Below are 10,841 nucleotides of genomic sequence, written 5' to 3'. Positions count from 1 at the left end.
CCCGCACGACGACCGGCAACCACTACCAGGTGGTGCAGGACCTGTTCACCGCGTTGTGGCGCAACGGCTACGTCATCCCCAAGACGGAGATGGGCGCGATCAGCCCGTCCACCGGCAGGACGTTGCCCGACCGCTTCATCGAGGGCACCTGCCCGATCTGCGGTTACGACGGCGCGCGCGGTGACCAGTGCGACAACTGCGGCAACCAGCTCGACCCCATCGACCTGAAGAACCCGCGCTCGCGGATCAACGGCGAGACGCCGAAGTTCATCGAGACCGAGCACCTGTTCCTCGACCTGCCTTCGTTCATCGAGTCACTGGGCAGCTGGATGGGTACGCGGTCCGAGTGGCGCCCGAACGTGCTCAAGTTCTCGCAGAACCTGATCAAGGACCTGCGGCCGCGTGCGATCACCCGCGACCTCGACTGGGGTGTGCCGATCCCGCTCGACGGGTGGAGCTCGCAGCCGATGAAGCGGTTCTACGTGTGGTTCGACGCGGTGATCGGGTACCTGAGCGCCTCCGTCGAATGGGCCCGGCGCAGCGGGAACGACGACGCCTGGAAGGAGTTCTGGACGGGTGACGCCCAGGGCTACTACTTCATGGGCAAGGACAACATCGTCTTCCACTCGCTCATCTGGCCGTCGCTGCTGCTCGGGCAGAACGGCGCGGGCGACAAGGGCGGCGAGCCCGGCCGGTTCGGCACGCTGAACCTGCCGACCGAGGTCGTGTCGTCGGAGTACCTGACGATGAGCGGCTCGAAGTTCTCGACGTCGCGCGGCACCGTGATCTACGTCGGCGACTTCCTGAAGGAGTTCGGGCCGGACGCGCTGCGGTACTTCATCTCCGTCGCGGGTCCCGAGAACCAGGACACCGACTTCACCTGGGAGGAGTTCGTCCGCCGGACGAACTTCGAGCTGGCGAACGAGTGGGGCAACCTGGTCAACCGCTCGGTCTCGATGGCGCACAAGAACGTCGGCGCGATCCCGAAGGCCACGGCGCTGACGGACGCCGACCACGAGCTGCTGCGGCAGTCGAAGGCGGCGTTCGACACGGTCGGCGCGCACCTGCGCCGCTCGCGGTTCAAGCAGGCCTCCGGCGAGGCCATGCGCGTGATCTCCGCGGCGAACAAGTACCTGTCCGACCAGGAGCCGTGGAAGCTCAAGGACGACCCGGACCGCCGCGACTCGGTGCTGCACACGGCGTTGCAGGTCGTGCAGGACGCGAACACGTTGATGACGCCGTTCCTGCCGCACTCGGCGCAGAAGGTGCACGAGGCGCTGGGCGGCACGGGCGTGTGGGCCGCGCAGCCGGAGATGACCGAGGTGACCGACCTCGACGTGCCCGACCGCTCGTACCCGGTGCTGACCGGTGACTACGCGGGCGAGCAGGCCAGGTGGGAGTCGACGCCGATCGCGGCCGGCCGGCCCCTGGGCAAGCCGTCTCCGCTGTTCGCGAAGCTCGACCCGGAGCTCGGCGAGACCGGTCCGGAATGGGCCCCGATCGTCAAGTGAGCGAGAAGCGTGAACGACCGCCGGTGCCGGAAGTCCTTCCGGCACCGGTGATCGACGCCCACACGCACCTCGACGCGTGCGGCGCCGAGAACGCCGCCGACGTGGCCGTGCTGCTCGACCGGGCCAACGCCGCCGGTGTCTCGCACGTGATCACCGTGGCGGACGACCTGGCCGCCGCGCGGTGGGCCGCCGAAGCGTCCACTTGGGACCCGCGCGTCTACGCGGCCGTGGCCGTGCACCCGACGCGCACGTCTTCCTTCGGTGACACCGAGAAGTCCGAACTGGAGCGGCTGGCCGTCCAGCCCCGTGTCGTGGCGATCGGCGAGACCGGCCTGGACTACTACTGGGACTACTCGCCGCCGGCCGCCCAGCACGAGGCCTTCCGCTGGCACATCGACCTCTCCAAGCGCGTCGGGAAGCCGTTGATGATCCACGACCGGGATGCGCACGAGGACATCCTCAAGATCCTCGACGCCGAGGGCGCACCGTCCACTGTGGTCTTCCACTGCTTCTCCGGCGACGCGGACTTCGCCCGGCGGTGCGTCGACGCGGGGTACGTCCTGTCGTTCGCGGGCCCGGTGACGTTCAAGAACGCCCGAGCGCTGCGGGAGGCGGCCCTGCTGGTGCCGCAGGACCAGCTCCTGGTGGAGACGGACGCGCCTTTCCTGACGCCCCATCCGTTCCGGGGCCGTCCGAACGAACCCTATTGTGTGAATTACACAGTTCGGGACCTGGCCGCGCTGCGCGGCGAAGATCTTTCTGAACTCTGCTCCGCCGTCAGCCGTACTGCTCAACGAGTGTTCGGGCTTGGCGACTGAAATGCGGCTTGAGGCGAACGGAGCAAGGGGTTCCTACCTCGATGGGGTGACTGACGTCACAACATCCGCGGAGGTGTTTGCGCAACGTGCGCTACCCCGTTATGGTCCCGTGACCGTGCCACCTGAGTCGACCTTGTCGGTTCGGAGCACGCCCGCGGTCGGGGCGGGACCCAAGCCAGAAGCGCGAAGAAGCGAGACCACGTAGGAGGAGTTGCCGGGGAATTTCGAGTCCGACTCGAATGATCTTGTCAACGCCAACTGTGCGGTCGCCTCGAGCTTCCGCAATGGAGGTATCGACCCAGTGTCTCGAAGCGACAGAACTGCCGCTCCGTACGACTTCAACGACGACACGGACTGGTTCACGCCGGTCAGCGGTGCGACGGCCGTCGGACTCGCCGACCCCCACCCGAGCTTTCCCGCCGGTGCGCTGACCATCACGCCCGCGGACGTGCTCGAGGTCCTCGGCCCGGACGCGGACGACCTGCTCGCCACGGCCAACGTCGACGTCGACGAGCTGATCCGTCTCATCAACGCCGAGACGACGATCATGCCGCCCCTCGTCCTCCCGACGGAGGAAGAGGAGAAGAGCGACCCGCAACTGCTCGTCACGGCCGTCTCGTCCTGGAAGCGACGCTTCCTCAAGGGCGCGGTCGCCGCGATCCTCGTCTCGATCTCCGGCGGCGGCGTGACCGCGATGGCGATGGACAAGTCGCTGACCGTCGAGGTCGACGGCGCCCTGCAGACCGTCCACTCCTACGAGGGCACGGTCGGCGAGGTCCTGGCGGAGGAAGGCATCGTCGTCGGTGAGCACGACGCCCTGTCCCCGTCGCTGAACACCCCGATCTCCGACGGCGCCAAGATCAGCCTCGACCGAGGCCGCCTGCTCAAGACGAGCGTCGACGGCCAGGCCCGCGAGGACTGGGTCCGCTCGGTCACCGTCGAGGAAGCCGCCCGCCAGATGGGCGTCCCGCTCGAAGGCGCGTGGTTCTCCGCCCCCACCGGCCAGGACATCCCGCTCGAGGGCATGAACCTCGAGGTCAAGACCCGCAAGAACATCAAGCTCTTCGACGGCGCGAACCCGGTCCGCGAGGTCCAGACCACCGCCCTGACCGTCGACGAGCTGCTCAAGGGCGAGAACATCACCCTGGGCGCCGAGGACGCCGTCGCGTCCGGCACGGACGTCCGCCTGGCGACGGGCGCCGAGGTCTACATCTCCCGCACCGGCGTCACGGTCATCAACGTGAACGAGCCGGTCGCCCCGCCGGTCGAGAAGACCAACGACCCGAACATGAACGCGGGCGAGCAGAAGGTCCTCGACCCCGGCACGCCGGGCGAGCAGATCTCGCAGTACCGCGTGACGGTGAAGAACGGCAAGGAGATCAGCCGCGAGAAGATCGGCGGCAAGGTCACCAAGGAGCCGAAGCCGAAGAAGATCGTGATGGGCACCAAGCCCCTCCCCGACGGCGCCGTGTGGGACCGCCTCGCGAACTGCGAGGCAAGCGGCAACTGGGCCATCAACAACGGCAACGGCTACTACGGCGGCCTCCAGTTCGACGCGGGCACCTGGGCCGCCTACGGCGGCACCGCCTACGCGGCCCTGCCGCACCAGGCCACCCGCGAACAGCAGATCGCCATCGCTACCAAGCTGCGCGACGGCCGCGGCGGCACCTACTCGGCGTGGCCGGGCTGCCGCGCCAAGCTGGGCCTGCCGTAAACCCCAGATCACTTCTCGGTCCCCAGACGAAGGCCGCCCTGGTCCGCCACGGGCGGCCTTCGCCGCGTCCGGGGTAGGGGGCGGGGCTGCCGTGTCCGGGCCGGGAAAGCGGGGCTGCCGCGTGGAGCGCGCGTGCCGGGTTGACGCTGCGGGCGCATGCCGGGGTTGACGCTGGGAGCGCACGCTGCTGGAGGAGTGGGCAGGCTGGCGCAGGGGTCCCCTTGCGTTGTGGCTCCCCCGCGACCCAACGTACCGGGCGGGTCTGACACTCCGGTGGCTCTGGAAAAGGCGAGGTCCGGTACCTGCTGCCCAACGTTCCCCATGGCGACGCGAAGCGAGCCGGACAGCCCCATGAACCGCCGGGAAGCGGTGTGCCCCAATCGCTGTCGACGCGAAGCGGCGATGACCACGAACGCGTCGACACTGCCTGAGCAACCACGCTGGAACGCGACCCGCCGGGCAGGGGTGACCCCTCCGCTGGAACAGCAACCAGCCAACGCGACAAGACCGCACGCACCCCGACCCACGCCGCCTGCGAGAATGCCCCGGTGAGCCTGCTGGGACCCGCCGAAGTCCGCCGTCTAGCCAACGAGCTGAACATCCGCCCGACCAAGAAACTGGGCCAGAACTTCGTCCACGACCCCAACACGGTCCGCAAGATCGTCGCAGCAGCCGGCCTCACCGAAGACGACGTCGTCCTGGAGGTGGGCCCAGGCCTGGGCTCCCTGACCCTCGCCCTGCTCCCGAACGCCAAGCAGGTCGTCGCGGTCGAGATCGACCCGCCGCTGGCGCACCGGCTTCCGCAGACCGTCCAAGAGCACGACCCGGAGAACGCGGGCAAGCTCCAGGTGGTGCTCAAGGACGCCATGAAAGTCACCCAAGAGGACCTGCCGGCGCACCCCACCGCGATCGTCGCCAACCTCCCGTACAACATCGCGGTCCCGGTCGTCCTCCACCTCCTCCACGAACTCCCGAGCCTGAAGAAGGGCCTGGTGATGGTCCAGGCGGAGGTGGCCGACCGGATGGCGGCCAAGCCCGGCAGCAAGATCTACGGCGTCCCGAGCGTGAAGCTCGCCTGGTACGCGGAGGCGAGGAAGGCCGGGGCCGTCGGCAAGAACGTCTTCTGGCCCGCGCCGAACGTCGACTCGGGGCTGGTCGCGTTCCAGCGCCACGAAAAGCCGTTGTCCACTGTGGACCGCAAGAAGCTCTTCAAGATCGTCGACGCCGCCTTCGCCCAGCGCCGCAAAACCCTCAGGGCTGCCCTCAAGGGCACCACGCCAAACGTCGACGAGTTGCTCCAGAAGGCGGGCATCGATCCCCAGCAAAGGGGCGAGCAGCTCAGCGTGATCGACTTCATCCGGATCGCCGAGGTCTAAGCCGGGGATCCTTCGGCCAACAGTGTGATCTGTCGAACGAATCGGAATCTGGCTTGCGCAACCGAACGTCCGTCCGGTTGACTGCTACTTGCCATCCGGAGCGACTGAGAGACCTGGCTCTACGACGTCGCAGCAACCACCCGCTGGATGCGGGCAGGTGCTAACGCCAGGACCGATGGAGGATCACATGGGTACCGTGCGAATGCTGACGCGCCGTCGAGTCATCGACCAGTGCCGTCGCTCGTCTTCTGCATGTCGTCGCCACCTCGTCTAAGGCGCCTTCTCAAAGTCCTTTGACGCGCACTCGGCCAACGAGTGGCGCACACACCTGAGCAGAACTCCGACCGCGCACCGCCCTCGAGGCGAGTGTGCCGTCGCGCGCAGCCGTGGAGCAGACGTGATCACTGTCGAAAACCTCACCAAGTCCTTCCAGGGTGTCAGCGCCCTCAACGGCGTGACCCTCGACGTCGAGGCGGGCACCGTGCTCGGTGTCGTCGGCCCGAGCGGGGCCGGCAAGTCGACGCTCGCCCGCTGCGTCGCGCTGCTCGAGCGTCCTGACTCGGGTGCGATCCGCGTCGACGGCACCGACATCACGAGCCTCGACGGGTCGGCCCTGCGGGCTGCCCGTCGTCAGATCGGCGTTGTGCCGCAAGGGGATTCGCTCCTCCGGCAGCGCACGGCGGCCGGCAACATCGCGTTGCCGCTGGAGTCCGCCGGCGTGCCCGGACCGCAGCGCCGCAGCCGTGTGGGCGAGCTGCTCGACCTCGTCGGGCTGACCGACAAGGCCACCGCCTACCCCGACCAGCTGTCCGGCGGGCAGCGTCAGCGCATCGCCGTGGCGCGGGCGCTCGCCGCCAACCCCAGCGTCCTGCTCGCCGACGAGCCCACGTCCGCGCTCGACCCCGAGACCACCGGGTCCGTGCTGACCGTGCTCGACCGTGCGCGCGCTGAGCTGGGTGTGACCGTCCTCGTCGTCACGCACGACATGGGCGTTGTCCGCAAGATCTGCGATGACGTCGCCGTGCTGGAGCAGGGCCGCGTCGTCGAGCACGGCAAGGTCCTCGACCTGGTCGGCGACGCCGGGAGCCGCACGAGCTCCGCGCTGCTGCCAGCCGTCGACCTGAACCCGATCAACGAGACCGCCTACGACCGGGTCGCCGACGTGGTGCTCGTCGGATTCGCCGCGGTCGGCGCGCTGCTGCCGGAGGCCGCCCACCGGTTCGGCGTCGAGCTGAACATCGTCGGTGGTGGCCTCACCCGGCTGGGCGAGACGCCCGTCGCGCGCTTCCGCCTCGGCTTGAACGGCGAGCGCTCCGACTCCGCTCTCGAGTGGATCGGCGAGGCCGGCGGTGCGGTGCAGAGGTCCCTGAAGGGGCCACAGGGAGTAGCTGCGTGAGGTCTGCAACACCTTGGTCCGACGTGATCACCTATCTCGTCGAGGCCACCGGGGAGACGCTGTACATGGTCGGCGTCTCCACCGTCATCGCCACCGTCTTCGGAGTTCCCGTCGGGGTCTGGCTGCAGCTCACCGCCCAGGGCGGCCTGCGTCCGAACGCCGCGGTGCACCGCGTTCTCAGCTTCGTCACCGACCTGGGCCGCTCGATGCCGTTCATCGTGCTGCTCGTCGCGCTCACGTCCGTCACCCGCCTGATCGTCGGCGGCTCCATCGGCAGCACGGCGGTCATCGTGCCGCTGGCCGTGGGAGCGATCCCGTTCGTCGGGCGGCTCGTGCAGAACATCCTGTCCGAGGTGCACGTGACCGTGGTCGAGGCCGCGATCACCACGGGCGCCTCGACGTTGAGGATCGTGCGCAGCGTGCTGATCCGCGAGTCGCTGCCCGCGCTGATCAACGCCATCGGCGTCACCGTGATCGCCCTCATCGGGTACTCGGCGATGGCGGGCGTGATCGGCGGCGGTGGTCTCGGCGACCTCGCGATCCGCGAGGGCTACCAGCGCTTCAACGACCGGATCCTGTGGAGCACCGTGGCGTGGCTCGCCGTGCTCACGACCGTGATCCAGTTCGGTTTCACCCGTGCCGCCCGTGCGTCCGACCGGCGCCGGCACGCCTCCGTCTGACCCCGTAGCAATTCTCAAAAGGAACATCATGCGTATCAAGGCTGCCCTGATCGCGGTCGTTTTGACTGCTTTGTCCGCCTGCTCGTCCGGTGGCGCGTCCGCCTCGGACACGCTGAAGGTCGGCGTCTCGCCGGTCCCGCACGCCCAGATCCTCAAGTACGTGGCCGACAACCTCGCGTCGCAGAAGGGTCTGAAGATCGAGGTCGTCGAGTTCACCGACTACGTGCAGCCCAACACCGCGCTGGTCGACGGCTCGCTCGACGCCAACTACTTCCAGACCGTCCCGTACCTGGCGACGTTCACCAAGGAGAGCGGCGCCAAGGTGGAGTGGGTCCAGCCCGTCCACGTCGAGCCGCTGGGCCTGTACTCGAAGAAGTACAAGAAGCTCGACGAGCTGCCCTCCGGCGCCAAGGTCGCGGTCGCGAACGACGCCACCAACGAGGCCCGCGGCCTGAAGCTGCTGGAGGCCAACGGCCTGATCAAGCTCAAGACCGTGGACCAGCCGACCGTGCGCGACCTGGCGGAGAACCCCAAGAACCTGCAGTTCGTGCCGCTGGAGGCCGCTCAGCTGCCGCGGTCGCTGGAGGACACCGACGCGTCGGTGATCAACGGCAACTACGCCATCGACGCCGGTCTCAAGCCCGCCACCGACTCGCTCGCGCTGGAGAAGGCCGAGGGCAACCCGAACGCGAACGGTCTGGTCACCCGCACCGAGCTCAAGGACGACAAGCGCATCCGCGACCTGGCGGAGCTGCTCGGATCGCAGCAGGTCAAGGACTACATCAAGCAGACGTTCGACGGCTCGGTCATCCCGGTCTGACGGTGACGACGACCGGGGGAGGAGTCCGGGACCCGAGAACGCCCGTAGGCTGACATGGTGCTCGCAGTCGTTCCGCCCCCGGTCACAGTTCGCGTCCCGGCCAAGGTCAACCTGCACCTGGCCGTGGGTGACGTGCGCCCGGACGGTTACCACGACCTGGTGACGATCTTCCAGGCGCTCTCGCTGGTCGACGAGGTCACCGTCGCGGTGGCCGACGAGCCCGGCGTCGAGGTGCACGGCGAAGGCGCCGACCAGGTGCCCACCGGAGCCTCGAACCTCGCCTGGCGCGCCGTCCAGCTGCTCGCGGCGCACGTGGGCAGGGACGCCGACGACCCGAAGGTCCGCGTCGTCATCCGCAAGGCCATCCCGGTCGCCGGCGGCATGGCGGGCGGCAGCGCGGACGCGGCGGCGGCCCTGGTCGGCCTGTCGTCGTTGTGGCGGCTGGACATCAGCCGCGACGAGCTGGCCGAACTGGCCGGGAAGCTCGGCGCGGACGTCCCGTTCGCCCTCTACGGCGCCACCGCTCTCGGAACGGGCCGCGGCGAGCGGATCGTCCCGGTGCTGGGGCGCCACCAGTTCCACTGGGTGATCGCCTTCGACCGCCGCGGACTGTCCACTCCGGACGTCTTCGACGAGCTGGACCGCCTGCGCGCCGAGGGTGACCCGCCACGCGTCGGCGCGGTCGAGGCGGTGCTGGAGGGGTTGTCCTCCGGCGACCCGCGCCAGCTGGCGTTGCTGCTGGGCAACGACCTGCAGGCCGCCGCCGTCTCGTTGCGGCCGAACCTCAGGCGGACCCTCCGCGCCGGTGTCGACGCCGGTGCGCTGGCGGGCATCGTGTCCGGTTCCGGGCCCACGACGGCGTTCCTGTGCGAGGACGGCGACATGGCGGTGCGCGTGGCCGCCGAGCTGGCCGGCGCCGGGGTGTGCCGGACGGTCAGGGTCGCGCACGGGCCGGTGCCGGGTGCGCGCGTGATCACGACCGAGGAGCCCAAGCCCACGCCACCCGAGGTCCGCGCGTGACAGCGTGAGCTGGTGGACGGGGTCTCCCGCTCCTCTGGGTAGCCTTCACCGGGCAGTTTCTCCGAAGTCGTGAGGTTTTGATGGCCAACCTGGTCAACCTGGAGTCCGTGTCGAAGTCGTTCGGCGTCGGGCCGCTGCTCGACAGCGTGTCGCTCGGCGTCAGCGAGGGCGAGCGGATCGGTGTCGTCGGCCTGAACGGCGGCGGCAAGACGACGCTGCTCGAGGTGCTGGCCGGGGTGGAGCCCGCCGACGACGGCCGGGTGTCGCGCTCGCGCGGCCTGCGGATGGCCGTCGTGACGCAGCGGACCGAGCTGCCGCACGGCTCGACCGTGCGCAACGCGGTGATCGACCCGCTCGGCTTCGACGCGGAGCACGAGTGGGCGGCCGACGCCCGCGTCCGGTCCATTTTGGACGGTCTCGGCATCACGGCGCTGGGCCTCGACTCCGTGGTCTCCACGATGTCCGGTGGCGAACGGCGCCGCGTCGCGCTGGCGGCCGCGCTGATCCAGGACCTCGAGCTGCTCGTGCTCGACGAGCCCACGAACCACCTGGACGTCGAGGGCGTGCGGTGGCTCGCGGAGCACCTGCTGGCCCGCCGGTGCGCGCTCGTCGTCGTCACCCACGACCGGTGGTTCCTCGACACCGTCTGCAACCGCACGTGGGAAGTGGTGAAGGGCAAGGTCGAGCAGTACGAGGGCGGCTACGCCGACTGGATCTTCGCGCGCGCCGAGCGGCAGCGGCTCGCGGACACGCTGGAGGAGAAGCGGCAGAACCTGGCGCGCAAGGAGCTGGCGTGGCTGCGCCGCGGCGCGCCCGCGCGGACCTCCAAGCCGCGCTACCGGATCGAGGCCGCCGAGGCGCTGATCGCGGACGTGCCCCCGTTGCGCGACAACGTCGAGCTGCTCGCCTTCGCCAAGAAGCGCCTGGGCCGCACGGTGATCGAGCTGGAGGACGTCACACTGTCCATTCCGGACCGCGTGCTGGTGCGCGACCTGACGTGGCGCATCGGGCCCGGTGAGCGGATCGGTCTCGTCGGCGTCAACGGGTCCGGCAAGACGACGTTGCTCAAGCTGCTGGCGGGAGAGCGCGAACCCGAGACGGGCAAGCGGATCCAGGGCCAGACGGTGAAGATCGCGCACCTCTCCCAGGAGCTGCTCGACCTCGACGGGTCGATGCGCGTGCTGGAGGCGATCGAGGAGGTCGCGCGGCGCGTCGTGCTCGGCAAGTACGAGATGTCGGCCTCGCAGCTGGGCGAGCGGTTCGGGTTCTCGTCGCAGAAGCAGTGGACGCCGGTCTCCGACCTCTCCGGTGGTGAGCGGCGGCGGTTGCAGCTGTGCAGGCTGCTGATGGCCGAGCCGAACGTGTTGCTGCTCGACGAGCCGACGAACGACCTGGACATCGACACGTTGCAGCAGCTGGAAGACCTGCTCGACTCGTGGGCGGGCACGCTCGTCGTGATCTCCCACGACCGCTACCTCGTCGAGCGCGTCTGCGAGAAGGTCGTGG

Annotated in this window: 9 protein-coding genes and 1 riboswitch; all 9 genes read left to right on the top strand. The window is 69.2% G+C overall.

Annotated features, from left to right (window positions below; translation table 11 throughout):
• Window positions 1-1,511: methionine--tRNA ligase (gene metG, locus VM306_RS20260; RefSeq protein ID WP_325517291.1), on the top strand; the 1,511-nt coding region annotated here is incomplete at its 5' end.
• Complete coding sequence (locus tag VM306_RS20255) at window positions 1,508-2,329, top strand: TatD family hydrolase (protein WP_325517290.1); 822 nt, start codon at window positions 1,508-1,510, stop codon at window positions 2,327-2,329. The genes metG and VM306_RS20255, both read left to right, overlap by 4 nt.
• A 301-nt stretch (window positions 2,330-2,630) precedes the next feature.
• Window positions 2,631-4,043 (top strand): transglycosylase family protein, encoded by a 1,413-nt coding sequence (locus VM306_RS20250; protein WP_325517288.1) that lies wholly within the window; start codon window positions 2,631-2,633, stop codon window positions 4,041-4,043.
• Window positions 4,044-4,597: 554 nt separating this feature from the next.
• Window positions 4,598-5,419: a 16S rRNA (adenine(1518)-N(6)/adenine(1519)-N(6))-dimethyltransferase RsmA gene (rsmA, locus tag VM306_RS20245; RefSeq protein ID WP_325517293.1), complete on the top strand. Its 822-nt coding sequence runs from the start codon at window positions 4,598-4,600 to the stop codon at window positions 5,417-5,419.
• A gap of 88 nt (window positions 5,420-5,507) precedes the next feature.
• Window positions 5,508-5,601: riboswitch (SAM riboswitch) on the top strand.
• Between the two features lie 215 nt (window positions 5,602-5,816).
• Window positions 5,817-6,815 (top strand): methionine ABC transporter ATP-binding protein, encoded by a 999-nt coding sequence (locus VM306_RS20240; protein ID WP_325517286.1) that lies wholly within the window; start codon window positions 5,817-5,819, stop codon window positions 6,813-6,815.
• A gap of 23 nt (window positions 6,816-6,838) precedes the next feature.
• Window positions 6,839-7,495 (top strand): methionine ABC transporter permease, encoded by a 657-nt coding sequence (locus tag VM306_RS20235; protein WP_325517284.1) that lies wholly within the window; start codon window positions 6,839-6,841, stop codon window positions 7,493-7,495.
• Window positions 7,496-7,523: 28 nt separating this feature from the next.
• A complete protein-coding gene (locus VM306_RS20230; RefSeq protein WP_325517281.1) occupies window positions 7,524-8,315 on the top strand; it encodes a MetQ/NlpA family ABC transporter substrate-binding protein in 792 nt (263 codons plus the stop codon).
• 57 nt (window positions 8,316-8,372) lie between these two features.
• On the top strand, window positions 8,373-9,335 hold the full coding sequence (locus VM306_RS20225) for a 4-(cytidine 5'-diphospho)-2-C-methyl-D-erythritol kinase (RefSeq protein WP_325517279.1): 963 nt from the start codon (window positions 8,373-8,375) through the stop codon (window positions 9,333-9,335).
• Window positions 9,336-9,415: 80 nt separating this feature from the next.
• Window positions 9,416-10,841 (top strand): ABC-F family ATP-binding cassette domain-containing protein (locus VM306_RS20220; RefSeq protein WP_325517277.1); only part of this gene is annotated, 1,426 nt, incomplete at its 3' end.

It is taken from the genome of Lentzea sp. (assembly GCF_035525475.1).
In the GTDB taxonomy this organism is placed as follows: domain Bacteria; phylum Actinomycetota; class Actinomycetes; order Mycobacteriales; family Pseudonocardiaceae; genus Lentzea.
The sequence above is the reverse complement of the archived record's forward strand: the minus strand, read 5'-3'. Positions and strand labels throughout refer to the sequence as shown.